Source organism: Cellulophaga sp. HaHaR_3_176, assembly GCF_019021925.1.
In the GTDB taxonomy this organism is placed as follows: domain Bacteria; phylum Bacteroidota; class Bacteroidia; order Flavobacteriales; family Flavobacteriaceae; genus Cellulophaga.
In genome coordinates this window covers 3,718,978-3,745,793 of record NZ_CP058990.1, presented here as the reverse complement: position 1 = coordinate 3,745,793, position 26,816 = coordinate 3,718,978, and the positions used below count along the sequence as shown (strand labels likewise).

Annotated in this window: 21 protein-coding genes and 1 tRNA gene; 9 read left to right on the top strand and 13 right to left on the bottom strand. The window is 31.8% G+C overall.

Annotated elements, in window-relative coordinates; all coding sequences use genetic code 11:
• Positions 1 to 44: 44 nt before the first annotated feature.
• Positions 45 to 2,834, bottom strand: coding sequence for a 2-oxoglutarate dehydrogenase E1 component (locus tag H0I23_RS16490; protein ID WP_216784380.1), 2,790 nt, complete (start codon positions 2,832 to 2,834; stop codon positions 45 to 47).
• 101 nt (positions 2,835 to 2,935) lie between these two features.
• On the opposite strand from H0I23_RS16490, the gene H0I23_RS16485 reads away from it, so the two are divergent.
• The gene (locus tag H0I23_RS16485) at positions 2,936 to 3,466 is read left to right on the top strand and encodes an alpha-ketoglutarate decarboxylase (RefSeq protein WP_216784379.1); all 531 of its coding nucleotides are present in this window, start codon (positions 2,936 to 2,938) and stop codon (positions 3,464 to 3,466) included.
• Here the strand turns inward: H0I23_RS16485 and H0I23_RS16480 are convergent.
• From H0I23_RS16480 to H0I23_RS16470, 3 genes are all read right to left on the bottom strand, one after another.
• Positions 3,463 to 3,819 carry a hypothetical protein gene (locus H0I23_RS16480; RefSeq protein ID WP_216784378.1) on the bottom strand — a complete coding sequence of 119 codons (357 nt, stop codon included), beginning with the start codon at positions 3,817 to 3,819 and terminating at the stop codon, positions 3,463 to 3,465. The two genes, H0I23_RS16485 and H0I23_RS16480, sit on opposite strands and share 4 nt — an antisense overlap.
• Before the next feature lie 121 nt (positions 3,820 to 3,940).
• Positions 3,941 to 4,957, bottom strand: a complete 1,017-nt coding sequence (gene galE, locus H0I23_RS16475; protein WP_216784377.1) for a UDP-glucose 4-epimerase GalE — start codon at positions 4,955 to 4,957, stop codon at positions 3,941 to 3,943.
• A 54-nt stretch (positions 4,958 to 5,011) separates the two neighbouring features.
• Complete coding sequence (locus H0I23_RS16470) at positions 5,012 to 6,166, bottom strand: DegT/DnrJ/EryC1/StrS aminotransferase family protein (protein ID WP_216784376.1); 1,155 nt, start codon at positions 6,164 to 6,166, stop codon at positions 5,012 to 5,014.
• Between the two features lie 94 nt (positions 6,167 to 6,260).
• Between H0I23_RS16470 and H0I23_RS16465 the strand changes: the two genes are divergently transcribed.
• Positions 6,261 to 7,508 (top strand): 3-deoxy-D-manno-octulosonic acid transferase, encoded by a 1,248-nt coding sequence (locus tag H0I23_RS16465; RefSeq protein ID WP_216784375.1) that lies wholly within the window; start codon positions 6,261 to 6,263, stop codon positions 7,506 to 7,508.
• Positions 7,509 to 7,844: 336 nt separating this feature from the next.
• Here the strand turns inward: H0I23_RS16465 and H0I23_RS16460 are convergent, their stop codons facing one another.
• The 5 genes from H0I23_RS16460 to H0I23_RS16440 all read right to left on the bottom strand — a co-directional run bounded on the left by H0I23_RS16460 (position 7,845) and on the right by H0I23_RS16440 (position 13,297).
• Entirely contained in the window at positions 7,845 to 8,420 is a 576-nt protein-coding gene (locus H0I23_RS16460; RefSeq protein ID WP_216784374.1) for a hypothetical protein, read from the bottom strand.
• 11 nt (positions 8,421 to 8,431) lie between these two features.
• Positions 8,432 to 9,025, bottom strand: coding sequence for a hypothetical protein (locus H0I23_RS16455; protein WP_216784373.1), 594 nt, complete (start codon positions 9,023 to 9,025; stop codon positions 8,432 to 8,434).
• Positions 9,026 to 9,027: 2 nt separating this feature from the next.
• Positions 9,028 to 11,748 (bottom strand): hypothetical protein, encoded by a 2,721-nt coding sequence (locus H0I23_RS16450; RefSeq protein WP_216784372.1) that lies wholly within the window; start codon positions 11,746 to 11,748, stop codon positions 9,028 to 9,030.
• Between the two features lie 37 nt (positions 11,749 to 11,785).
• Positions 11,786 to 12,571: a hypothetical protein gene (locus H0I23_RS16445; protein WP_216784371.1), complete on the bottom strand. Its 786-nt coding sequence runs from the start codon at positions 12,569 to 12,571 to the stop codon at positions 11,786 to 11,788.
• A gap of 87 nt (positions 12,572 to 12,658) precedes the next feature.
• Complete coding sequence (locus H0I23_RS16440; protein WP_216784370.1) at positions 12,659 to 13,297, bottom strand: hypothetical protein; 639 nt, start codon at positions 13,295 to 13,297, stop codon at positions 12,659 to 12,661.
• A 642-nt stretch (positions 13,298 to 13,939) separates the two neighbouring features.
• Here H0I23_RS16440 and H0I23_RS16435 point away from each other — a divergent pair.
• From H0I23_RS16435 to H0I23_RS16420, 4 genes are all read left to right on the top strand, one after another.
• Entirely contained in the window at positions 13,940 to 14,239 is a 300-nt protein-coding gene (locus tag H0I23_RS16435) for an EF-hand domain-containing protein (protein WP_216784369.1), read from the top strand.
• Positions 14,240 to 14,547: 308 nt separating this feature from the next.
• Positions 14,548 to 15,732, top strand: a complete 1,185-nt coding sequence (locus tag H0I23_RS16430) for a CotH kinase family protein (RefSeq protein WP_254073624.1) — start codon at positions 14,548 to 14,550, stop codon at positions 15,730 to 15,732.
• A 35-nt stretch (positions 15,733 to 15,767) separates the two neighbouring features.
• Positions 15,768 to 16,757 carry a YHYH protein gene (locus tag H0I23_RS16425; protein WP_216784368.1) on the top strand — a complete coding sequence of 330 codons (990 nt, stop codon included), beginning with the start codon at positions 15,768 to 15,770 and terminating at the stop codon, positions 16,755 to 16,757.
• Between the two features lie 11 nt (positions 16,758 to 16,768).
• Positions 16,769 to 17,407 carry a DUF6702 family protein gene (locus H0I23_RS16420; protein WP_216784367.1) on the top strand — a complete coding sequence of 213 codons (639 nt, stop codon included), beginning with the start codon at positions 16,769 to 16,771 and terminating at the stop codon, positions 17,405 to 17,407.
• A gap of 324 nt (positions 17,408 to 17,731) precedes the next feature.
• Here H0I23_RS16420 and H0I23_RS16415 read toward each other — a convergent pair whose 3' ends face one another.
• The 3 genes from H0I23_RS16415 to H0I23_RS16405 form a co-directional block, all read right to left on the bottom strand.
• Positions 17,732 to 19,261 (bottom strand): RagB/SusD family nutrient uptake outer membrane protein, encoded by a 1,530-nt coding sequence (locus H0I23_RS16415; protein ID WP_216784366.1) that lies wholly within the window; start codon positions 19,259 to 19,261, stop codon positions 17,732 to 17,734.
• A gap of 24 nt (positions 19,262 to 19,285) precedes the next feature.
• Positions 19,286 to 22,321 (bottom strand): TonB-dependent receptor, encoded by a 3,036-nt coding sequence (locus H0I23_RS16410; protein ID WP_216784365.1) that lies wholly within the window; start codon positions 22,319 to 22,321, stop codon positions 19,286 to 19,288.
• 618 nt (positions 22,322 to 22,939) lie between these two features.
• Positions 22,940 to 23,021: transfer RNA gene (locus tag H0I23_RS16405), tRNA-Leu, on the bottom strand.
• 139 nt (positions 23,022 to 23,160) lie between these two features.
• Between H0I23_RS16405 and H0I23_RS16400 the strand changes: the two genes are divergently transcribed.
• On the top strand, positions 23,161 to 24,561 hold the full coding sequence (locus H0I23_RS16400) for a dipeptidase (RefSeq protein ID WP_216784364.1): 1,401 nt from the start codon (positions 23,161 to 23,163) through the stop codon (positions 24,559 to 24,561).
• A gap of 53 nt (positions 24,562 to 24,614) precedes the next feature.
• On the top strand, positions 24,615 to 25,373 hold the full coding sequence (locus tag H0I23_RS16395; RefSeq protein ID WP_216784363.1) for an NYN domain-containing protein: 759 nt from the start codon (positions 24,615 to 24,617) through the stop codon (positions 25,371 to 25,373).
• A 133-nt stretch (positions 25,374 to 25,506) separates the two neighbouring features.
• Here H0I23_RS16395 and H0I23_RS16390 read toward each other — a convergent pair whose 3' ends face one another.
• Complete coding sequence (locus H0I23_RS16390) at positions 25,507 to 26,085, bottom strand: alkylphosphonate utilization protein (RefSeq protein ID WP_216784362.1); 579 nt, start codon at positions 26,083 to 26,085, stop codon at positions 25,507 to 25,509.
• A gap of 202 nt (positions 26,086 to 26,287) precedes the next feature.
• Between H0I23_RS16390 and H0I23_RS16385 the strand changes: the two genes are divergently transcribed.
• Entirely contained in the window at positions 26,288 to 26,734 is a 447-nt protein-coding gene (locus H0I23_RS16385) for a hypothetical protein (protein ID WP_216784361.1), read from the top strand.
• Positions 26,735 to 26,816 lie beyond the last annotated feature (82 nt).

Sequence of the window (26,816 nt, the reverse complement as noted above, 5' to 3'; positions counted from 1 at the left end):
TTAATTTGTAACCTGTATTTTTATTATTTTTTGATTGCTTCTATTTATTTCGTCGGACGAATCATATTATCCTTAGTCTTATCGAAAACATAATCAATAACCTCTTGATGACGTCTTTTCGAACGAACCGAACTACCTGCTGCGGGCGAAGCATAGAATCTTCTTGATGCCACCCTAAGCTTACTCGCCTCACTATAATGCATCATTATATGACTCCAAGCCCCCATGTTTCTAGGTTCTTCTTGAGCCCAAACAATGTCATCGGCATTATACTTTTTAATCAACTCTGTCATCTTAGATGCAGGAAGTGGGAATAATTGCTCTACACGAACAAGTGCCACATCTTCTCTAGAATTTTCTTCTCGAGCCGCTAGTAAATCATAATAAAATTTACCTGTACAGAAAACTAACGTTTTAATGTTTTTAACAACTGCTGTTTTATCATCAATAATTTCTTGGAAGCCTCCTTTTTCAAATTCTTCTATTGAAGAAACTGCTTTTGGATGACGCAATAAACTTTTCGGAGTAAAAACAACTAAAGGTTTTCTATAATTAGCTTTCATTTGCCTTCTTAACAAGTGAAACATATTCGCAGGTGTCGTGACATCTGCTATAAACATATTATCACTTGCACATAATTGCAAGAAACGCTCCATACGGGCTGAAGAATGCTCAGCACCTTGACCCTCATAACCATGCGGCAACAACATTACCAAACCATTTTGAAGTTTCCACTTGTCCTCAGCAGCAGAAATATATTGATCAATCATGATTTGAGCACCATTGCTAAAATCTCCAAATTGCGCTTCCCAAATTGTAAGCGTATTCGGGCTTGCCATAGAGTATCCATAATCGAAACCTACAACACCATACTCTGATAGATGTGAGTTATAAATTTGAAAATCTCCTTTTTTATTCTTTATAAGATTTAAAGGAATTACTTCTTCCTCACTATCTTCTACCTTAACCACTGCATGACGGTGAGAGAAGGTACCACGTTCAACATCTTGACCAGACATTCTTACACCATAACCTTCTTGCAACAACGACCCGTAAGCCAAAAGCTCACCCATTGCCCAGTCTAACTTATCAGACTCAAAAAACATTTTCTTACGATCAGCAACTAACTTATCTACCTTTCTTAAGAACTTTTTGTCTTTTGGTAATGAGGTTAATGACTCTGCTATTTCAACAAGTCCTTTTTTATTATAAGAAGTATCAATTGGCTTAGCCATTTCATCTTCTTGAACTCTCACAAAACCTTTCCATTCATCAGCCATAAATGGCGTGATTACAGTTTTATCTTCTTTACGAGAGTCTTCTAATTCTGTTTCAAGTGAATCTTTATATTCTTGCTCTAATTTGCCAATATAATTTTCATCAATTATACCTTCTGCAATTAGTTTAGCCGCATAAATATCTCTTGGATTTTCATGCTTAGCAATTGCTTTATAAAGCTTAGGTTGCGTAAAACGAGGCTCATCACCTTCGTTATGCCCATACTTACGGTACCCAAGTAAATCTATAAATACATCTCTTTGAAAACGCATTCTATATTCTAACGCAAATAAAGAAGCATGTACTACAGCCTCTACATCATCAGCATTAACATGTAAAACAGGACTTAGAGTAACTTTACCAACATCAGTACAATAGGTAGAACTTCTTGCATCTAAATAATTTGTTGTAAAACCAATTTGATTATTTACAACCATATGTATGGTTCCTCCGGTTTTATAACCATCCAAACTAGCCATCTGTATTACTTCGTATACTAAGCCTTGACCAGCTATTGCAGCATCACCATGTACTACTATTGGTAGTACTTTAGAAAAATCATCTTTATAATGAGCATCTTGCTTTGCTCTTGTAATACCCTCAACTACAGCGCCTACAGTCTCTAAATGAGAAGGATTTGGAGCGATATTCATTTTTATTTTATTACCATTATCAGACATTCTATCAGAGGTCCAACCTAAATGATATTTAACATCTCCGTCAAAAATTACTTGTTCGTAATCTTTACCATCAAACTCACTAAAAATATCTTTTGCTGCTTTACCAAAAATATTGGTTAACACATTCAATCTACCCCTATGAGCCATACCCATAACAAATTGCTCAACACCCATTTCAGCTGCTCTTTCAACAACAGCATCCAATGATGGTATTAGCGACTCATTACCTTCTAATGAAAAACGTTTTTGACCTACATATTTTGTATGTAAAAAACTTTCAAACGATACCGCTTGATTTAATTTTCGAAGAATATTTTTCTTTCTATCATCACCATAATTAGGGTGATTATCATTTACATTCAACCAGTTTTGAATCCACTCTATACGTTCTGGATTTCTGATATACATATATTCAACACCAATTGCGTCGCAATATATATTTGTCAAATGCTTTATAATATCTTCTAATGAGCTTGGCCCTATACCTAGAATTTCTCCTGCAGTAAAAACCGTTTTCAAATCAGATGTTGCTAGTCCAAAGTTTTCAATAGATAATGTTGGTTCATATTTTCTTCTCTCTCGAACTGGATTTGTTTTTGTAAACAAATGTCCGCGAGATCTGTAACCATCTATTAAACGAATTACCTGAAACTCTTTCTGAAGTGACTGAGGCATCTCAGAAACAGTTGAGGAATTTGACGTTGCTGCCTGTGCAGGCAAGTCTAATTCGTCTAATAAACTCTCTTGACCAAAATCAAATCCTTGAAAAAATGCTCGCCAACTTGGCTCAACACTATCCGGACTAACTAAATACTTGTCATATAACTCTGCTAAAAATGAAGTATGTGCAGCGTTTAAAAAGGAATATTTATCCATAAATAATTTTCTCTTCCCTGTGAATAAAATTTAATCAAAAATACAACTTTTAAGATTTCTAGTCATATATTAGATACTAATATTAAAGAAAAATAACAATAATGAATAAAATGGTTGATTTAAGCTTGAAAAAAATGCTTTTTATTGTGATTTTGATATTTGCAATCAAACCTTGCTTGTCTCAAAACACAAATAATAGCTCTGAATTCTGGAAAAATGTTAGATATGGAGGTGGAATTGGACTAGGGTTTGGCAACAACTACTTTAATGGTTCGATTTCTCCAAGTGCTATTTATCAAGTAAATGATCAATTTGCTGCTGGGGTACAATTAAACTTTAGTTACGCAAAGTTTGACAACAATAAACTCACTGCTTATGGTGGGAGTTTGATATCATTATACAATATCATCCCTGCGATTCAACTATCAGGAGAATTAGAGCAATTACGAATAAATAGATCGTTTGCTTTTAATGGAACAAATTTTAAAGATAATTACTGGAGCCCCGCATTATACCTAGGAGCTGGGTATGTAAATAAGAATTTTACAGTTGGGTTAAAATATAATGTGCTCCATGATGAAAGAAGTATTTATTCTGATGCTTTAATTCCTTTTGTTAGAATTTACTTTTAAATAGCATATTTATTTCTGAACCAGACTTTTTGGAATTCTCGTTTTAATATTAGAAAAGATACTTCATCTGCTATTTTAACAACATCTTCTACTTTAATTTCTTTTACCTTTTTTTCTGGAACATCTATAATATAAAGCAAGTTTAAATATTCAGAAAAACGCTCCATCATTAACCTATATACTTTTTGATGGAGTATTGTTTTAAGGTTTTTAGGAGAAACTTTAAAAGGTATATCTATAGCTATATTAGCCAACCCAAAATCTTTAGTAAGTTGTGCTACTAAATTATCATATAAGTTCTCTTCAACAGAGGCATCTAATAATGTTTTAGTATCTAAAAAATTAACCATCATATAGTAATTACGATAGCATCTACTAATTTAGTTCTCCTTTCACATTATTTAACAAAAAAGAGCAAAAGTAGATGAAACTACTTTTGCTCTTTTTATATGAATTAATAATTTAAAAAAATACTTAACTACGTATTTTAACCTCCCAGTCCCAAGCAGATTTCATTGCTTCATCTAAGGTAGATTCAGCTTTCCAACCTAGTACTTTATTTGCTTTTTCGGTATTAGCATAAGCCTCTATTATATCTCCTGCTCTTTTATCTACAATTTTATAATTCAGTTTTTTACCTGAAACTTTTTCAAAACTTTTTACCACCTCTAAAACAGTACTTCCCTTACCTGTACCTAAATTAAAAACTTCGTAATTAGCATCATTTTTATCTTCTAACAACCTTTTTAACGCTATAACATGTGCTTTGGCTAAATCTACTACATGTATATAATCTCTTACACAAGTACCATCAATAGTTGGGTAATCATCTCCAAAAACAGATAACTGTTCTCGCATACCAACTCCTGTTTGCGTAATAAACGGAACTAAATTTTGAGGCACTCCAATTGGCAATTCGCCTATTTCTGCACTAGGATGAGCACCCATAGGATTAAAATAACGCAATGCTATTGCATTTAATGCAGGTACTACTTTACAAGTATCTGCAATAATTTCTTCTCCCATTTGTTTTGTATTCCCATATGGAGATTCCGCTGTTTTCACTGGCGCATCTTCTGTAATTGGCATTTTATCAGCTTGCCCATAAACAGTACAAGATGAGCTGAAAATAAAACTAGCTTTATTTTTCTTCGCCAATTCTTTCAAAAGATAAACCAATGTACCTATATTGTTCTCGTAGTACAACAATGGTTTCTCTACACTTTCTCCAACAGCTTTAGATGCTGCGAAATGTATAACACCCTTTACATCTGTATGCTTTTTAAAGAAATTTTCTACTTTAGACTTCTCTTTTAAGTCAATTTTTTCAAATAACGGCTTCTTACCCGTTATTGCAACAATACCATCAATAACTTTTTCCGATGAATTAGACAAATCATCAATTATAAGAACTTCAAAACCTTGGTTTTGCAACTCAACAACAGTATGCGACCCTATAAAGCCTAATCCTCCGGTAACTAATATTTTCATGCACTTATTTTAATGGTTATAGCGTAGTAATGCCAAAGCTAAATTTTTAAAAATCTAATTTTTAATAAAACCGATAATAGCATCTGTAATATAGGCAATCTGCTCATCATCTAATTCCGTATGCATTGGTAATGAAATAACTTGCTGAACTAATTGATTTGTAACAGGAAAATCGCTGTCATTGTATCGATCATCCACATATGCCTTTTGTTTATGTAAAGGAATAGGATAATAAACACCACATGGAATTTCTTTATCCGCTAAATGCTTTACTAATGCATCTCTTTTTCCATTTGTAATCTTTAATGTGTATTGATGAAAAACATGGCAATCACAAGTATCGCAAATTTCACCACAGCCATTTACTGTTTCTGGCGTAATAACACCCTCAATACCCTTTAAAGCTTTTGTGTATTTACGAGCAGCATCTCTTCGCTTACTATTATAAGTATCTAATAGTGGCAATTTAGCCCTAAGCACTGCTGCCTGCAAACTATCTAAACGAGAGTTTACACCAACAACATCATGATGGTAACGCTCATACATTCCGTGATTAACAACACCTCTTAATGTGTGTGCAAGCTCATCATCATTAGTAAAAATAGCACCTCCATCTCCGTAAGCTCCTAAATTTTTTGAAGGAAAAAATGATGTAGCCGCTACATGACCTATGGTACCTGCTTTCAATTTTCCGTCTTTATTATTTTTATAATTTGCTCCAATTGCTTGTGCATTATCTTCAATTACAAATAAGTTATGTTTCGCTGCTATTTCTAATATAGCATCCATATTTGCACACTGCCCGAATAAATGAACAGGCACAATTGCTTTTGTTTTTGGTGTAATTGCTTTTTCAATTGCTTTTGGATCTATATTAAACGTATCAGGTAAAACATCTACTAAAACTGGTGTTAATTGCAACAAAGCAATCACCTCTACAGTTGCCGCAAAAGTAAAATCAGCAGTAATAACCTCATCTCCTGGCTTTAAACCTAAACCCATCATTGCAATCTGCAATGCATCGGTACCATTAGCACAAGGGATAACATGTTTTACATCTAAATAACTCTCTAAATCTTTTTGAAAACCATGAACTTCTGGTCCATTTATAAAAGATGAATTTTCTAAAATAGTAGCAAATGAAGAGTTTACTTGTTCTTTAATGGCTTCGTATTGACCTTTTAGATCAACCATTTGAATTTTTCGCATTTTGTATAATTAGAGATGTAAAATTACAAAAAGTAGACTAAGCACCCAATGTATTTATTTAAAGAAACGTATTTTAGCAACAAACAAAAATCAAGTGCGTTTTATATATAATTGTTTCGTGTACATTGCTGGTTTTTTTTTAAGCATCATTGCCTTTTTCAATGCTAAAATTGGCTTGTTTGTTAATGGCAGAAAAGATGTTTTTAAAACTTTAAAAGAAGCAAAATTAAATGAACACGATGTAATTTGGGTTCACACTGCTTCATTAGGCGAGTTTGAACAAGGCTTACCTATTATAGAAGAGCTCAAAAAAAATTACCCATCCCATAAAATTATTATCACATTTTTTTCACCATCTGGTTATGAGGTGAAAAAAAACTCAGCAGTTGCTGATCTTATTACCTACCTACCTCTAGACACTATAAACAATGCTACAAAATTTGTTCAGTTAACAAATCCTAAACTAGCCATTTTTGTTAAATATGAGATATGGCCGAACTATTTATCTGCATTAAAAAGTAATCACACCCACACTATTTTAGCTTCTGCAATCTTTAACAAAAAACAAATTTTCTTTAAAAACTATGGAGGTTTTATGAGAAAAAGCTTGCATAACTTTAATCACTTTTTTGTGCAAGACAAAAACTCTAAAAAGCTATTAGAAAGCTTAAACTTGAACAATGTAACACTTAGCGGAGATACTAGATTTGACAGGGTTTTAAAAATACTAGAACAAGACAATACATTAGATTTTATAGAACAGTTCAAACAAAATGAATTTTGTATTGTTGCAGGAAGTACTTGGCCTGAGGATGAAAAAATTTTAGTTGACTATATTAATAATAGTGAAAAAAATATAAAATTTATTTTCGCCCCACATACAATTAAGAAAGAAGCTGTTTCAAAACTTGCTTCATCAATCAAAAAGAAGACCATTTTATATTCCGACCTACCCATAAAAAACTCAGAAAACTATGATGTTTTTATTATTGACACTATTGGAATTTTAACTAAAATATATAATTATGCTGATATTGCATATGTTGGTGGTGGTTTCGCTACAGGACTTCATAACACACTAGAACCTGCAGTTTATTCGATACCAGTTATAATTGGCCCTAAATTTTCAGGTTTTAAAGAGGCAGAAGATTTAGTTACAAAAAAAGGTATTACTTCAATATCTAACCTTTCTGAATTCACAACGGTTACAAATAAGTTAATTACTGACGCTACATATTACAGCCAAACTAAAAGCATAAATTCAACATATATTGCTCAAAATAAAGGTGCTACAAAAATAATATTAGAATATTTAAAAAAGGTTTTACAGAATTTCAATTGAATAAAAAATATTAAAATCAATACAAACACACTGATAAATCAGTGCTTTAACGAGTTTAACACCCTTTCTAATTCAGTTATACCTTTTATTTATAACTTTAGGTAAAATGAATCATTTATGGAAGATGTAACTCTTAGCACTAAAGTGCTAAACGGATTCCTAACTCTTATGGTTGGCGTTTTAATTCTTATTCTTATTGCTGTTATTGTTTGCCTTATTTTATTTGGCCTAAAAATAATTTAATAAAAGAATATGAGACTGCCATATAAAATGATGAAGTTACACCTACTTACTATTTTAGTAAATGACTAAAGCCCTTTAAAATGGGCTTTTTTTTTAATTTAAACTTCCAACAACAGTATAATAAACTTCTGTATTACTAGTACCAGAATCACTCAAAGCACTTGCTGCAACCCTAAACTGTATAGGAATATTAGTTCTACAGCCTGTAAATTCAAAAACTTTTATTGCTGCAGAATCCTCATTAGGAATAGCGATATAACTACCTCCGTTTTCTGGATATAAATCTCTTGGACCATTTGCTGGAAAAAGATCGTAGTTTGCACTTGCCGGAAACCTGTTTCCTGCATTTGAAAATGTTCTTGCCTCTAAAACTAAACCTTCTGGTGCATTTTGAGTATGCATGAAAACTTTATACTTATATACATTATTAGCACAATTTTGAGAAGAGCTTCGTAAATTACTTGGGTCTAAATAAAAGCTTATTTGCACAGCACTTGCTCCATTTTCGTACGCTATACTACCATCATCTTCTCCTGCTTCTTTAACTACATCAGAAAGAGATTGTGAATATGTTGGCCCTGCCGTACCGTATAAAGTACCTGGCAACAACTGACCAAAGCAAATATTTGCTGTAAAAAAAAGAATACTATATGCGATATACTTTTTCATTATAAATATTTTTAATTCTGTACTATTAATTCATAAACAATCTCAAACCCAACAGGCAAACTCCCTCCTCCTGAGTTATTTATTACATACCTTAACTGAAAGCCTTTATTAACACCATCATCAGTATATCCTTTTTCTATACCTGTAATAATTACAGCAGGCGTATCTGAAATTATAATTTCGCCTAATACTGCATTTCCTGTAATTCCAGTTCCTCCAACACTTTGAGCATTTAAAATTTCAACTTTTAATTCAAAGCCAGCTGGCACTGGTTGATTTGAAGATACGAAAGCATTATATGTAGCCACACCGTTTGTTCTAGACGTTATATTAAGCCATAAATCTTCATTTATAGCGCCTCCTGCACCAGAAAAAATAGGCTCACCAGCCTCTAATGTAGAAGGGTCTATTGCAAATGAAACCGCATTATTAAATTCTGGTTCTACATCAATCAAATTAATATCTAACAAATTCATTGTTAAAAAATGAAAACCTTGATCCCCTCCAAAAATAAATGAATTCGGGTCACTAGCATCTAGTGTTTCTTGACCAAAAGAATACATTGAACTAAAAACTATAACTAATAAGAACATTACTTTTTTCATGTTTATAGCTTTACGTTAAAGTTTGAAGATTTAAACTTAATTGTTCTTTCTTTTCTTTTCAAGAAAACCTCAACAGAATGCACTTCACCTTTGTTTACTTTAATGTTCTGAATTTTATTTACTGTTTTCAGATCACTACCTTTTTTAAGTCGCATTACAGATATTACATAATCTCCAGGCACAATTGATTTAAGAGTAAAAAGTCCATTTCTATCACTTTCTGTATAATACGTATTATCTTTTCCTTCTATTTTTAAATGACTTTCTAAACCAACATTATCAACTTCATCATTTGAATTAAATATTTTCAATTCTCCTTTAATTGTACCAGACCTTACCAACTCTATATTCAACGAGGCTTGCTCATTTTTTACTATATCAACTTCTAAAGGCATTTTCTGAACAGTTACTATACCCATTGGCAGAGTAGCGTCATCTATCATTACATAATTTTTACCTTCAGATAAATTCTTTAATTCAAAATTTCCAAAATCATCAGAATAAACATTTTTGCCAGAAGCTATTATTTTAATTTTACTCACATTAACCTCTCCATCATTCGTAAAAACTGACCCATTAACTGAACCTTGCCAGTAAATTCTTTTTATTGGCGCACCAAATGAATATGTATATTTTAAAAAACTAAAAAGTTCTTTATTATTTCTTGAAAAAGGATTTTCGTAATAATTAAGTCTTGCCGAAATTTTATGAGATTTATCTATCTGTGCTCCAAAATTTAAATTAATAAAATCTCTTTGCAGATAATCATCTTCTGGGCTAAAACCACTATTATAAGTTACTGATAAATGAAACCTTCCTTTATGATTTAAATTAAAACCAAGTCCATAATTATAATAATTTGTTGCATTACCATCAACACCATATCTATTCGTATAATTTTGATTTATATTACCTCTAAAACCAATAAATGGAGACACTTGGTAAGACGCACTTAAATTATTACCATACGTATTTCTATATGTATTATCTAAACTCAACATGTTTTTTGTTTTAGCTACTCGACCTGTAAAACTTAAACTAAGCCCCTGATACAAATATCTGTATGAATAATCTAAACCATATTCTTTATAAAAATAACTTTTTATTTCTTGTTTATCTTCACGTAATACATTGCTAAACCTAACATTCGTATAATGTTTTTGATTTATTCTATAATTTGCAGAAATAAAATAGTTTTCATAATAAGGTTCTGGCAAAGAAAATTGAGGATTGTATCTTTCATTAACTTTAGATAATGCTTGCCCAGCGCTTACCCCCCATTTTTTCAGAAAATAACGAATGTTATTTGAGTACCTAAAACTATTACTAAGACCCCCAAAGTAGTTTTTACCAACTACTGTTACATTACCTGTGTAAATAAAGTTCTGAATTTTTTGATTTACCCTTAAATCATGTGCCTGATCATTATTTAAACCCGTAAAACTTACTGAAGACTCATGATTAATAGTTGTATTTTTAGTTTTATAATTAGTTTCGAAAACAGCTATTTGCCCTGTTTGATTAATAAGCTCATTGCCTATATTCGTTTGTACTAATTGATTTTCTTTAGAGTGAGATAACGAAATACCTACATTTAAAGATTCTGATATATTATTCAAAACTTTTACACCTACTATAGATTCTGTATACAGATTATCAAATCTTGGTTTAGAGTAAAATGCAATAAGATTCCAGTTTTTAATTTTACTATCGTATTTAAAACCAAAACCGTATCTACTAACAAAACCTAATCTATTTGCCCTATAACTATAATCTCCAATTATTACATTAAAATCTTCTTTAAAACGGTAAGACATTGTGTATTGGTCATTCATACCAAACCTATTTACCGTTCTTTGATTTGGAGTTCTAATTAAAAAATTAAAATAATGCTCGCTATTCAAATCTAAAAAACCTTCTCCTTTAGCTTCTAATAAATAAGAAGAATAATTAACATCAGGTGAATTAAAGCTATTAAGATAAAAACTAGCTTCTACTGGCAATCTAAAATAAGCATCTTCCCTTTTCATTTTAGTAGGGTAAACCTTAGTTACGGCATACCCCCTTATAACTTGTTTTGAAGGCTCTTTTCTTATTACATTTAAAAATATATTTTCAGATCTAATTACTTCATTTCTATCATCTGTTTCTTTAATTAAAGTAATAACTAATGTTGAGTCTGGCTTTATTTCTCTAATAGAACCACCAACAATATCATTTTCAGAAACTAACTCTAGTTTTTCTGTCACATTCCCTCTATTTCTTATTTCAAATACAGTCTCAATAGTTTCTCCTGCTATTACTAATTCGGGTGATGACAGTTTATTTACAATTATCTGATGATTATCAGGTACTGTTAATTTTATAGGTAAGGATTTCAAAATAGCTTTTTTAGAAGTTATTAAATGTAATTTAACAAACCTATCTCCTGGTTTAGTTTTACCAGGAACATAAACTGTTATAAATACTAATTTTCTTTCTAAAGGCTTTAAATCACCAACAAAACCACCTGAAATAATTTCCCAATCGTTTTCCAAATCTAAAATCGTACGTACAAACTGCATGTCTTCTGACATGTTTTGTACCTCAAACACTATTGTATGTTTAGACTCAGGAGTCATATTCGCAATAACATCGTTACTTTTTAAGCGAATATCTACCTGCGCTAACACGCAAAAGCTAGATAAAAAGATTATGAAAAATAGGATTATTCCTTTATACATTTGAATTGGCTTGATGGTTATCTTGTACCAATAATATTTAATCGATGTTTAACTTAACGTTTGTACCGATAAAGCTTTCTCTTGCATCTGCAAGTAGAACGCACTCATATTCCCCTTTTGGTAAATCGGAAATATTAATTTGATAATCTCTACAAAGACTTGGAAAAACTAAAAGTCTTCTTGATTTATATTCTTTAATTTTTGTTCCTTGTTGGTTATAAACTTCCAATGTTAATGTAACAGCCTCTGAAAATAAGCCATTATTCTTCATTGAAATTTTCAGATCTTTACTATCATTTAATGCCTTGTTAGATTTAACTTCATTAAAATCTATATTAACATCATCAACAGTATTTACATTTGTAATTAAACCAACTGCATATTGAATTTTTGTATTAAGCCCTATTTCATTCTTAAACATTTCTTCTTTTATAGGGTTATCTACAGATACCATAAGAACTGACCAAAATGAACCTCTCAAAACTTCGTCTTTCGGAATTTGAATTGTAAATTTTAATACATATTGTTCTTTAGGGGCCAAAACTCGCTCGTTAACATTACTATTAATCCAAGCTGATGAAGAATACTCGTGAGTTTTATCAAAACTAAAAATTCGACTTTCATTACAAGAATAAATCGCTTCACCAATCTTAAATTTAACACGCTGTTCTACTGAAGAATAGTTTATTAATATAACCTCACCTGTAATAAGATCTCCTGAGGCTCCTGAATAAACATGAGTTAAACCATTAACTACTGAAACGTTTGCCAATGAAAAGTATACTGAAAAAAGAGAGAAAATAATTAGGCATACTGTTTTCATAATAAAGGTGGTTATATGGTGTGGTTATATAGGTTAAAAAAAGAGGCTGAAGGTCTATTAAAATTAAGACCTTCAACCATTCTTATCTTAAAGATCAGATAAAGTATATCTTAATACTGCTTGATACAAACCTGCTTGGTAATCTGCAAAGTTTCCATTTTGCTCTAATGTATATGTCAATCTCACACCTTGTGTCTCATCTCCTGTATAAACACTCTCAATACTATTTACAAGTGTTGCATCAGTACCTATTGCTGTTGTAACACCTAATGCCACACCACCTGCTGTTACCGTACCAGCAGAATCAACCGTACCTCCATTAGCTACGACTACTGGAGCTTCAGGTGTAATTCTTAAATCGAAAGCTAAAGGAAATGTACTACCAGCCTCCATTTGAACATCAATTTGTCGTGTCACATCAAAACCAGAACCACCACTACCAGTTACACTAGTATAGTTAATCCATAAATCAGTATAATTTAACGCTCCAAAATCGTACAAACCTGCTTCTGAGTTTGTTCCTGTAGTTGTTGCTGTTGCCATATCAAAAGTAATATCAGCAACCTCTAACCCTGTATTTGCATCATGTACATCTAAAAGCGCAACCTCTGGTATAGAAACATTAAAAGGGTGCGTAGCTATATTTGTATCGTTGTTATCTTGAGATAAACCAACTTGTGTTGCTGCACAAAAAAGGAAAATAGGTAAAAATTTAATAGATTTCATAATTTAAAATTTAGGTTAAAAAGAAAAGGATTATTTTTTGTAAGAATTTTCTCTATTAATCAAACTTTTTATTCATTAAATTATTTCACTGTTAATATTTTATTTGAATAAATTGTTGTGAAAAATAGATTTAAATGTGTAAACTTTTACTTATGATAATTAAAAATTAGCAATTCTTTAAAAAAATTATAATTCTCAATGAATCTAGAATTAGAATTAAATAATTTAATCAAATCAATTACCTGAAACAAAGGTATTTAAATAATATGTTTGATTATTTATTTTACATTTAAAGAGCTAATCAGTATAGATGAACTGCTAATAAAATACTATGAACGGTATTTTAAATAGAAAAATACTTTAAAAATTAAATAAGTTTTTTCTTTCTTATAATTAAGAATAAATACACAAATCTATCATTTCTACAAAAAAAAGGTTTCATTAACTATATAGTGTAAAAAAAAAGTTCCTAATACATCCCTTAATTACTCTATCTTTTTACTAATACTCTTTACTTTCAAATGATTTAATGAAAATTTATCGGCATTCGCTTAAAACAAAACACCATTCGCTGATTGCTGCTATTTTGTATTACACTTTCTACGACTTTTGAGGCATTAATAATATTTAAAACATAATATCATGAAGAATAAAGGATTAAAAGTAGCCATGTTAGTTGCCGTAATAAGCATATTTACTTCTTATAATATGAACGCTCAAAATTCAGGAGGCGGACGACAAGGACAGGAACCACCTACTGTAGATGAAATTTTCAAACAAATGGATAAAGACGAAGACGGTTTGCTTTCTCAAAAAGAAGTTAAAGGGCCTTTGAAAAATGATTTTACAAAAATTGATACTGATGAAGATGGTTTTTTATCTAGAGAAGAAGTAGAAAATGCTCCTAAACCAACTAGAAAAGAAAGACCTAGCAACAAATAATTAACGTTAATTAAATCATCTCAAAATGGAGCTTAAAGACAAAAAAAAAAATTACTATCATAAAAAAAATTTCTGTTTACCTAGTAATAATCGTTTTAATAGCTTGCAACGATGATGAAATTACAGAAGCAGAATCTATTATAGATAGTGATACTGAAACTATAACTTTTGACGATTCTGATTTTGAAACTACAGATTGGACAACTGAAACGCATAGTAAAAGTGCAGATCCAAATTTTGATGAAATTTTTGAAGACAATGAAGTAAAACGATTAGATATCGTAATTACTGAAGATCGTTGGGAGAGTATGATGACGGATATGACAGAACTTTATGGCGAATTTGGATCTTCAGGTTCTAATAATGGTCCAGGGCAAGGTGGCCCTGGAGGTGTAAGTTTTTTCCCAGAAGAAGATCCAATTTTTGTTCCTGCTGAGGTGTTCTATAATGATAAAGAATGGTACAAAGTTGGCGTTAGATTTAAAGGAAATTCTAGTTTACAATCTACTTGGCAAGCTGGTAATTTAAAATTGTCGTTCAAGTTAGATTTTGATGAATTTGAAGATGAATATCCGCAAATTGATAATCAACGTTTTTATGGATTTAAAAAACTTAGTTTAAAAAATAATTACAATGATAAATCAATGTTACGCGAAAAGGTTGCCGCAGACATTTTCAGAACAGCTGGCTTAGCTAGTTCTCATACTGCTTTTTATACAGTTTATGTAGACCATGGAGATGGACCTACTTATTTTGGACTTTACACACTTGTTGAAGAAGTTGATGACACCGTAATTGACACTCAATTTTCTGATAATGACGGAAACCTATATAAGCCTGATGGTGATGGAGCTACTTTTGCTGAAAACTCTTTTACTAAAGATGTTTTTGTAAAGAAAACAAATGAGGATGATGCTGATTGGTCAGATATTCAGAACTTATTTACCGCACTACACGACGAAACAAGAACAACTGATACTGCAGCTTGGAGAGAAAATTTAGAAACGGTTTTTGATACTGATGTTTTTTTGAATTATTTGGCTGTTAATACAGTAATACAAAATTGGGATACCTATGGTAGAATGACTCACAACTACTTTTTGTACAACAATCTCGATAGCGGTAAATTAAATTGGATCCCTTGGGATAATAATGAAGCGCTACAAACAGGCAACATGGATGGTTCATTAGCTCTTGATTTTTCAGATTTAAATAACGCACAATGGCCTTTGATTGGTTACCTGTATCAAGATTCGGTTTACAAAGCAAAATATGATTCCTATGTAAATGATATTATAAATAATGCATTTAATGAAAATACAATGCAATTAACCTACAGTAACTACGCAAATTTAATAGAGTCTTATGCTACAACCGAATTACCTGGTTATACTTTTTTAAACAATAGTTCTGATTTTCAAGCTGCAATAAGTGAATTAAATTCACATGTATCACAACGAAATACAGCTGCAACCAATTATTTAAGTAAATAAATTAATCACCCCTAAATTAAAAAAAAAAAAAAAAAATGAAACACATATCTCTTTTTTTCCTGAATAGTTCATTTATGTTAATGTCCTGTATCAGTTGTAGTAATGATAGTTCTGAAACTGACCAAATCATTACAGTAGATGATTCTACAGTCGTAAATGTTGATCAATCTTTATTTTTAACAAGTGATGGTTCTGTTACTGTAACAACAGTACCTTGTACTTTATCTGACGGCACTACTACTGATTGTTACCAAATTGTAGCAACTAGCACACCTGCAGATCATGAAATGGGACCATGGTGTCCTGATAATATTTCTGATGGAGCTGATAAAGGCGGAATTTGGTTAGAAAACGGAGAAGTATATGATGTAGATGGAGCTTTTATTGAAAACATGGCAGCATTTTATAACGACACCAAATGGCAAATGTATGATACAAATGGAGATATTTATACTACAGATACCCAAGAGGATTGCGCAAATGCTGCTGACCCAAATGTCGGAGAAGAATATGAAAATTTTTGTGTTGAGTGTCTACCTTCTTACTTAGATGATATTACACAGACTTACCTTATACCAATCACACCTGTTAAACAATCTACCTCTACAGAATTTGGCGGTTTCGGACCTCCAGGAGTAGGTAGCAATGGTCCATCACAAAGAGGGATTGCGTTTAATGGAATCGTTTTTGATGCTCCAGCACCAACAGACGCTATTTTAGGTGCTTACACACTAGCCCCTTTCGATGATGCAGGAGGGCATATTAATTTAAATGCCGGGTATCATTACCATGCAGCTACAGGTGTATCTACCCAACTTGAACAAGAAGATGAGCACGCATCAATGATAGGTTATGCTATGGATGGTTTTGGCATTTATGCGCGATTAGATGCTGATGGAGAAGAACCTAAAGACTTAGATGATTGTAGAGGACATACTGATGATATTAGAGGATATCATTACCATGTAGCAGCAGCAGGTAGTAATAGCTTTATCAACTGTATTAATGGCGCATACGTTAATTAAGAAAAAAACTTATGTATAAAAAAATTCTATTTATTGGCCTATTATTCTTTACAATGATAACTAAAGCACATCAAGCAGATGTATCTACTACAATGTTAGTCGAAAAAGAAGATAATGTCTGGATATTACAAATTAGTTCTTCTTTGACTGCTTTTCAACACGAAATAAAAACCAATTTTACTGACACACCGTACAAAACTCCTGAAGAATTTCAGGAAATGGTATTGAAACACATTAAAAGTAATTTTTCGATTAATATCAATGGAAATAACATCACTTTAGGTTCTGGTATCGTAAAACTAGGTCATGAAACAAAAGTAGTTTTTCAAGTATTTGGTATTCCCTCAAACATACAATCTATACAAGTAAAAAATGCAGCATTTAAAGACATCAATAAAAACCAAAGCGCACTTATACTTTTAAAAAAAGATTTTAGTAAGGACCGTTTTGTTCTAAACAACGATAACGAACACACATTAAATCTTTACACAGATGGCAATAAATTTAAGGTATTAGATGCAAATAAATCTGATAGTTCATATGCCTATATAGGTTGGCTTTTAGGTGGCGCAGCTATCTTAGCTATGGTATTTATGACAATATCAAATATGTTTAAACCCGATAAAACAGAGCTAAAAATGGTAAGATAATACCTTAAATAAAAATTGAGTTAGTTAGTTTAAGCGCTTCGTAAATATTTACGAAGCGCTTTTAGTTATATGAATAAAACATTCTAAAAAAATATATAGGTTTAACCCAAAGCACCTTTCGAATTATCGAAAGGTGCTTTGGGTTAAACCTACTCGTGCACTAAAACCTTAATATCGTTATTAAATCAAGCTTAGATCAATTAATATTTGTTTAAAAAAAAAGCTTATAAAAAACAAAAATTCACTGATCTTAAATAAGACCAGTGAATTTTTTAAACTAACTCAAAAAATTTTATATAGTTAATCAAAACTATATTAATATATTTAATAGCCAGGGTTCTGAGTTAAGTTAGGGTTTCTTTCCAACTCATCTTCTGGTAATGGTAATAAATAATCATCTGCATTAAAGAATGGTTTAGCACCTTCTAACCCTGAAGCACTAAATACTTGATCACCAATTTTTCTTCTTGCAATATCATACCATCTAATACCTTCAAAAGCGAACTCGTACTTACGCTCTTCTAAAATATCATTAACAGTTACCGTTCCTGTTAAATCCGCAGGTACAGCACCAGGAGCAACTTCTACTTCAACACCAGCACCAGTCTGTGTTAAACCACCCATTCTTGCTCTTTCTCTTACTTGATTTACATATTTAAGTGCAGAAGCGTTATCTCCTAATTCTACAGCAGCTTCTGCTGCTATTAACAATACTTCAGCATATCTAATCATAGAATAATTATGGCTTGTTGCTCTAGCATTAGCACGAGCAAAAGCACCAGGGAAACGCATATATTTTGCTACATATGGATTATTTTTAGCAAATTCATGTCCACTTATGTCAAATTGAGTAAAATCAACAATAACACCACCAATTGAAGCTTCGTCATCCATACTAACAGCTCTTCTGTAATCACCAGCATCCCATGTTGTATATACAGCAAGAGTTGGAACCGCAACTGACCATCCACCACCTAAGTTTCTGTCATCTCCTCTAATACCTGTCATTGGAGCAACTTGATCGTAAGCATTATCTTCTGCCTCAAAATTATTGTAATCAATAGAAAATATTGGTTCTATAGATGCATCAATTTCATTTGCATTAAATAAATTTTGGAAATTAGGATCTAAACCTAAATTGTAAATTCCGCTATTTGTAATAACTTCTTCAGATTCGTTAAAAGCATTTTCCCAATCTCCCATAGTTAAATAAACCAGAGATAAATAAGAACTTGCTGCTCCCTTAGAAGGTATTGCTCTTGACGCTGTTGTATTAGGTAACCAAGCTTTAGCAAATTTTAAATCTTCAATAATGTTTGCATATACTTCTGCCGCTGGAGTTCTAGAGATAGAAGTTGCTGCATCTACATCTGTTATTGGCTCATCAATATAAGGAACATCTCCAAATAATCTTACCAAATGAAAATAGTAAAATGCTCTTGCGAAATAAGCTTGTGCAGTTACTGGGTTTTTGATATCATCAGAAACCTCTACATCTTCAGCACCTGCAATAGCTTGGTTTGCTGCTGCGATACCTTGGTAAGTTCTTGGCCAAAATTCGCTAATCATTCCATTACTCGCTAAAGTAGTAAACTCATTATGCTCTACTCTTCTTGTTTCGTTAGAAGCAAGACTTACAAGGTCTGAACGTAGCATTAATGCTATAGAAAGTTTTCTTCCCCAAAACTGCTCGTTGATACTATGCGTAAGTGCACCATCAACTGCTGTTTGAATATCATTTGTTGTTTTAAAAAAACCATCTGGAGCTAATAACCCTACAGGTTCTTCTTCTAAATCTGAGCATCCTACAATTGATAACCCTATCAATAAGAATAAATATTTATATGTTTTCATTTATTTTATTTTTTAAATTATTTATTAAAATTTAAGGTTAAGGCTAAAGTTGATAGATTTTACAGTTGGATAATTTCCAAAATCAAAACCTTGAGCTGTATTTGCTGATGTATTATTATCTCCACCAGAACCAAAAAAGCTTACTTCAGGATCTAAACCAGAATAATTTGTAAATGTCAATAAGTTTTGTGCACTTAAAGAGAATCTCACATTATCCATTCCTAATTTTTCAACAACATCAAATGGTAAGTTATAACCAACTGCTATGTTTTTTAATCTAACATAACTACCGTCTTCAACAAAACGAGAAGATATTTCTCTACTACTGTTGTTACCAACTCTAGGAGTGTTTGTGTCAGTATTTGTAGGTGTCCAAGCACTATTAAAGTTATCTTTAGTAGTATTAGCATCTCCATTTGTTAATTGAACATTAGTCAAATTAAAAATATCACCACCTTGAGAACCTTGAAAAAAGATACTTAAATCCCAGTTTTTGTAGCTAAAGTTGTTTGTGAAACCAAATGTAAAATCTGCATTAGGATTACCGATTGTTGTTCTATCTGCTTCAGTAATATCTCCACTATCATCATTATCAGCAAATAACGGATCACCTGCTACACCACCAGCTAATGTTGATGTACCTGCTGGCAAATCACCACCTTGGTAAACTCCTGCATACTCATAACCCCAGAAAAGACCAACCTCTTCACCTACTCTTAAAACATAACTTCTATCATGACTGAAGTAACTTGGCGTAGCATCAAAAAACAAATCAGCATCATTCGCTAAACTTACAACTTCATTTTTAGTAAAAGCTATATTGAAATCTGTACTCCAACTAAAGTTATCGTTAGTTATATTTCTAGTATTTAAAGCAAGTTCAAAACCTTTATTGTTTATCTCTCCAATGTTCGCTAAAATATCATCACCCGTATATCCTAAATATTCAGTAATAGTATTGTTAGTTAAAATCAAATCTCTAGTATCAATATCATAATAATCTAAAGAAAGAGTAACTATATTATTAAACAAACCTAAATCAAGACCAAAGTTTTGTTGGTAAGAAGATTCCCATTTCAAATTTGGATTAGCTGCTTGTTCTGGTGTAATAGCACTTACAGTTGCACCATTACTAGAAGCATAAAGAGTTTCAAACCTAGCTAAAGACTCGTAAGCACCAATAGATGGGTTACCAGTTACACCGTAACTTGCTCTTAATTTTAAGTTAGAAATAGTCTCACTATCTTTTAAAAAGTTTTCATTAGAAATTTTCCAACCTAAAGCTGCTGAAGGAAAAATAGCATATTTTTCATTAGCTGCGAAATTAGAAGCACCATCTCTTCTTACTGTAGCAGTTAATAAATATCTATCATCAAAATCATAATTAACTCTACCAAATTGAGATTGGATCTCAACCTCTGATATAGAAGAATCAGGTTGTAATATATTTGTTGCAGAACCTAAACCATAGTAAGAAAAAGCATCTGAAATAAAACCTGTTGCTTCTGAATAAAAATTCTCTGAAACAGTGTTCTGGTAAGAATAACCAGCTAATAACGTTAAATTACCTTTTCCTATTTCTTTTTTATATGTTAAGTAATTTTCGCTTAAAACATTTGTTTTTTTGTTTTGCTCAACTGAAGCTCTTCCGCTTTCACCACCTGCAGTTTGTTGTAAAACTGATGGCTGATAAATACCTCTAGTGTTATTTTCTGTACTAAAACCAAATGTTGTTTTAAAAGAAAGGTTTTCAATGATATCATAGTTAGCATAAAAATTTGCTCTAAAAATATCTGTTTTAGTTTCATCTACTCTTTCTGTTGCAACTGCAAATGGGTTATCAACAGGATCTCCTACAGTGTTACCAAAAGTATAAGTCCCATCTTCATTATAAACAGCTTGGTCTGGCGCATATCTAAGAGCTAATGTAATAACATCATCTCCACCTGCAGAAACAGAACCATTTGACTGAGTAGCTGCACCATTTTTAGTACCTCTACTTCCGAAAAGATTCATACCCATTTTTAACTTATCAGTTAACTGAGCATCAACATTAGATAAAAAAGTAAGTCTTTCAAAATCAGAATTAACTAAAATACCATCTTGCTTAAAGTAGTTAGCTGAAGTATAAAAGTTAATTTTCTCTGAACCTCCTGAAAAAGAAAGTTGATGATTTACTGTACTACCACTTTTATAAATTAAATCTTGCCAATCTGTATCAGCTGTACCCTGAGGATAAACTGCTGTAATACCATTGTTAGCTCTAATTTGGTTTTGGTAATTTGCAAATTCATTCGCATTCAATAAATCTAATTTATTTGAAGTATTTTGAACTGCGTATGTAGTATTAAGTTCTACAGATAATTTACCACTTCTACCTTTTTTAGTTGTAACTAATACAACACCATTTGATCCTCTAGAACCATATATAGCAGTTGCAGAAGCATCTTTCAATACTTCCATAGATTGAATATCGTTTGCTTGCGGCATTGTAGCACCAACAAACCCATCAACAACAATTAGTGGCGAACTACTTGCATTAATTGAAGTGTTACCTCTAATCTTAATACTAATAGGAGCACCTGGCTCACCACCGTTGTTTGATTGTACAACAACACCAGCAGCACGACCTTGAAGTGCTTGTTCTGCATTTAATACAGGAAATGCATTTAACTCTTCTGATTTAACTGAAGAAACAGATCCTGTAATATCACTCTTTTTTTGACTACCATAACCAACAACAACAACCTCTTCAAGAAGACTTGCATCTTCACTTAATGAAATGCTTAATGTTTTTTGATCTGTTATAGTTACTGATTTGTTACTGTATCCAATAGAAGAAAAATTAATTACATCTCCTTTAGTTACTGTAATTTCAAAATTACCATCAAAGTCAGTAGCTGTACCTTTTGTAGTGTTAGCTATTACAACGTTTGCACCAGGAATAGGCACATTATTTGCATCAGAAACAACACCAGATAATTGGTAACTGTCTTGTGCATAAAGCGATATATTTAACAGTGCTATCGCTATTAATAAAAGTTTAGTTTTAAATTTCATTTGTGATTTTGTTACGTTAATTCCGTTGAGCTTAATAAAGTAGGATAAAAATTTCCTATACTACGCCTTACTTTTCCACAACTTATTTTTTAGTTGTATTTAATCTTATTTCAAATAAATAAGATTATTTTAAAGCGTTAAAAATGTTCGAATTTCTTCTAATCTTTCATAGAATTGATTAAAAATAAAAGGATTGAGTAGTTACTTTCCCTCTTTTTTAGTTTTATTCTTTCTCCTTTACTGTCATTTTTTTAAGTTTATATTAATTAATATTGAGTTTTATTCTTTGGTTACCCAAATTGGTTTACCACTTTAGTAAACCAAATATATGTTATTTTTTTCATAAAAAAGAAAAACATTGTCAACTACTTATTTTTTCCACTATAAATCTTGCAATTTCTCATAAACACCCCCCTTATTTTAAAAGTGTAACAATTGAAAGGCTATAAGTTATTTTTATATGAAATTGCGTTTTAAATGAAGAAAATTAGATTGATTTTATTTTAGACAACAAAAAAGTATCTAAACATACTCTTACTCTTAGAGTGAGTAATTTTTAAAACCACATACTTTTAAAAACAAAAAAGCCGAAGATTTTCATCTTCGGCTTTTTGTTCGTACAGGCGGAGAGACTCGAACTCTCACACCGCAAGGCACTAGATCCTAAGTCTAGCGTGTCTACCAATTCCACCACGCCTGCATTAATCACCCTTTTTTAAGTTGAAAAAATAAATTTTCTTCCGCTAAAGGAGTGCAAATATAAATTAAAAAATCAATTTAGAAATACTTAGTTGAAAAAACTTCTTTTTTGTAGTTTTATATTATCCTAAAATTATAGAATGGAAAGTATAGATAATTATATTTCTGAGCACAAAGAACGTTTTTTAAAAGAGTTAATAGAACTACTAAAAATACCATCTGTAAGCGCCGACACCGCATATACACAAGATGTTTTAGATACAGCAGAAGCCGTAAAAAACGCACTTTCTGCTGCGGGTTGTGATAGTGTAGAAATTTGTGAGACCGATGGATACCCGATAGTATATGGTGAAAAAATAATAAATCCAGAGCTTCCAACAGTACTAGTTTATGGTCATTATGATGTACAGCCAGCAGATCCTATCAATTTATGGACCTCTCCGCCTTTCGAACCTGTTATTAAAAAAACAGATTTACACCCTGAAGGTGCAATTTTTGCTCGTGGTGCTTGCGATGATAAAGGGCAAATGTTCATGCATGTAAAAGCATTAGAATTTATGGTAAAAACTAACCAATTACCATGTAATGTGAAATTCATGATTGAAGGCGAAGAAGAAGTCGGCAGTAACAACTTAGCCATTTTTGTAGCAAACAATAAAGAGAAACTTGCTAATGATATTATTTTAATATCAGATACAGGAATGATTGCCAATGATGTACCATCTATTACTACAGGTTTACGTGGTTTAAGTTATGTAGAGGTAAAAGTTACTGGCCCTAATCGAGATTTACATTCTGGTTTATATGGTGGCGCAGTTGCAAACCCTATTAATATACTAGCCAAAATGATTGCTAGTTTACATGATGACAATAACTATATTACCATACCAGGCTTTTATGATAAGGTTGAAAATTTATCAACTGAAGAACGTTCTGAAATGGCAAAAGCACCATTTAGTCTTGACGCCTATAAAGATGCATTAAAAATAAATGCTGTATATGGTGAAAAAGGATACACTACTAATGAACGCAACGCAATCCGTCCAACTTTAGATGTTAACGGTATTTGGGGTGGTTATATAGGTGAAGGTGCTAAAACTGTAATTGCCAGCGAAGCTTTCGCTAAAATATCAATGCGATTAGTACCTAATCAAGATTGGAAAGAGATTACAGAATTATTTAAAACTCATTTTGAAAGTATCGCTCCTGAAGGTGTAACAGTTGAAGTTACGCCACACCATGGCGGACAAGGCTACGTAACTCCAACAAATACAATTGGTTACCAAGCTGCATCAAAAGCATACGAAGCTACTTTTGGTAAAAAACCAATTCCACAACGTAGTGGAGGTAGCATCCCAATTGTTGCGCTTTTCGAAAAAGAGTTAGAAAGTAAAACCATATTAATGGGCTTTGGTTTGAATAGCGATGCCATACATTCCCCTAACGAACATTTCGGAGTATGGAATTATCTAAAAGGAATTGAAACCATCCCTTATTTTTATCAATATTTCACTGAATTATCTGAAAATAATAAAATATAATTTTAGAATTTTATCACTTAACACAACACTGTTTTAATATAAAATAACGCAAAATGGATTCAAATATAAATTTAGCAGTACTAATTGATGGCGATAATATACCCTCTGCACAAGTAAAAGAAATGATGGAGGAGATTGCTAAATACGGTAATCCAACGATTAAAAGAATATATGGAGATTGGACGAAACCCAATTTAACAAAATGGAAAAATTTGTTGCTTGAAAATGCGATAACACCTATTCAGCAATACGGCTATACAACTGGTAAAAATGCAACTGATTCTGCTATGATTATTGATGCCATGGATATTCTGTATTCTGAAAAAGTAAATGGCTTTTGCTTAGTCTCAAGTGATAGTGATTTTACTCGTTTAGCTACTCGTTTAAGAGAAGCTGGCATGAAGGTTATAGGTATTGGAGAGAAAAAAACACCAAACCCATTTATAGTAGCTTGTGATAAATTTATTTATATCGAAATTTTAAAATCGAAAACAGAACGTCTTGAAAATGATACTGAAAAAGATGAAAACAAAGACACTGTTGATAAAATCACCAGAAAAGATATTCAACTTATAAAAACCACCATAGCTGATGTTTCTGATGATGATGGCTGGGCTTTTCTTGGTGACGTAGGGAGTCTCTTGCAAAAAAAGCAACCTAATTTCGATTCTAGAAACTATGGCTTTGAGAAACTCACACCGCTTATAAAATCAATCGATATTTTTGAGCTTGAGCAACGTGAAAATTCTAAAAGCAGAAATAAATTAATCTTTGTTCGCATCAAACAAAAGCACAATCCTAAAAAAAAATAGCTAAAAATAAAAGTCCGTTTTCCTAAGAGAACGGACTTTTATTTATGGCGTTACCTAAAGGTCGGACTATACGTTACAAGTACTCACCGCAAAACGGCTGCGGGCTTTTCACTACGACCCCTAACGCTATAAATTATAATTTCTTAACGTATTTTGTTATGATTACAGTCATTGTAGGCCCCACTTTACCCTCAATAAATTCTGCATTTTCACGATCTAATGAAATTCTGCGAATTGCAGTACCTTGCTTAGCAACTTGACTTGATCCTTTTATTTTCAAATCCTTAATTAAAACAACACTATCACCGTTTTCTAAAATGACACCATTTACATCTCTATGAATAATTTTATCTGCTTCTGCTAAACCCTCGCCAGTAGCTTTTGCAAACTTTAAAGTTTCATCTTCTAAGTAAATCATATCTAGCAAATCTTTAGGCCAACCTTCACTTTTTAAACGAGAAAGCATTCTCCAAGCAACAACTTTAACCGTATCATACTCGCTCCACATACTATCATTCAAACACCTCCAATGGTTGGCATCTGTACTATCAGGATTTTCTATTTGATCTACACAAACTCCGCATGCTAAAAGGCTACTATCAATTCCGCTTATTGAAACAGGTGGAACTTCATATACTTTTAAATCTTCTGTAGAAGTACATAGTTCGCACTTATTACCACTTCTTTCAACTAACTCTTCTAATATGCTCATTTTGTTCTTAATATTTTATACTTACAAACTTAAAAAAATTGATGATACTAGTGGTACTTTATCTCAACCTTATCTCACAAATGCTAATTTCACCTTCTCAAGTGTGAATATTTTCGATAAAACGCAACTAAATTTTTATTAAAGTATAAGTTTTAGCGATTATTTTTTATACATTTAAAACCTAAATATAAATAACAAACCAATGAAATTAAGCACACTACTTACTGTCGGGCTTTTGTTTTTCGGATTAAATTCTGCAATTGCAAGAGCAAGAATTCCTATTCCTTATGGAGACGAGCAAAGAATTGTTAAAGTTGCAGACTTACCAGATACTGAAGAATATCAAATAGAAGATGGAAGATATTTTGATATAGGTAAAATGTATACTATCAGTCATATTGTTTGGCTACCTTATAATAATACAGAAGTAATTTATGCCGGTTATGTAGATGATGAAACTTATGTTGAATTATCAGCTGATGAAATAAAGACAATTGCAGCAGCCGCTAATATTAAAATTTCTGAAGAAGCTTCTGCCTCATTTTTTGATCGTATTGGTGGAAAAATAATTCTAGGCCTACTAGGTCTTATTATCCTTTATGGAATATATACTACCTACTTTGGAAAGGATTCTGAAGAAGAAAAATAAATTATCAAATATTTAATTACCAGAAAAAAATTCAACTAAAATTTTAACTGCTTCAGTTGAAAAAAATAAAAAATCCCACTAT